This is a genomic window from Nocardia brevicatena NBRC 12119 (assembly GCF_000308495.1).
Taxonomy (GTDB): domain Bacteria; phylum Actinomycetota; class Actinomycetes; order Mycobacteriales; family Mycobacteriaceae; genus Nocardia; species Nocardia brevicatena.
In genome coordinates this window covers 1-644 of the sequence record NZ_BAFU01000158.1, presented here as the reverse complement: position 1 = coordinate 644, position 644 = coordinate 1, and the positions used below count along the sequence as shown (strand labels likewise).

The window sequence follows — 644 nt, the reverse complement described above, 5'->3', positions numbered from 1 at the left end:
CGGTGGGTGCCGGTACGGATCATCGGCCTTCGTATCTGTCACCCGACGACCTGAGATGGGCAGAATTCCAAGAAAAAATAGAGCAAGTGGATTTTTCTTCTCCGGCAGACATAGCGGAAGCCTTCTACAACCCGTTGCCGAAGGATGCGGTCACGGAGTTCTATGATGGCAGGCTTTCTGGGTTCAAGCTCGGCGAGTTGCATCGAGCGCAACAACACGTCGCCGACACCGGCGAGCCCGCTTTCTGGCTGTCGGGTGACATAGCGAACCTCGGCGGACTGAACGCAGCATCAGGGAACCGGGCAGAGGTCGCCAATACCCACTATCGCGCAATGACGGACATTTTCTTGAGCGAGGTGGAGAAGTCGGGAGCCAGGGTCGTGCCGATACGAACCGGTGGAGACGAAGTCGGTGCGGTCGTAATCGGTGTCGACGAACAGGCGGTGACCGCGGCAATAGCGAGGACGGAAAACCGGATCGCGGAGTACGCTCGAACCAACGGCCTATCCGAAATCGAGCATCCAAAACATCCGGGAGATCCCGCATACCGGGGAGTGGGATTACATCTAGGGCATGCAGAGATCGTGCCCGGCATGGACATCCGCAACACCCTCGACGCCGCCGACCTCGGCATCGACCTGAGC

General features: G+C 59.2%; 1 protein-coding gene. It reads left to right on the top strand.

The features are described from left to right. Positions 1 to 86: 86 nt before the first annotated feature. Positions 87 to 644 (top strand): hypothetical protein (locus ON20_RS25720; protein WP_157228995.1); only part of this gene is annotated, 558 nt, incomplete at its 3' end.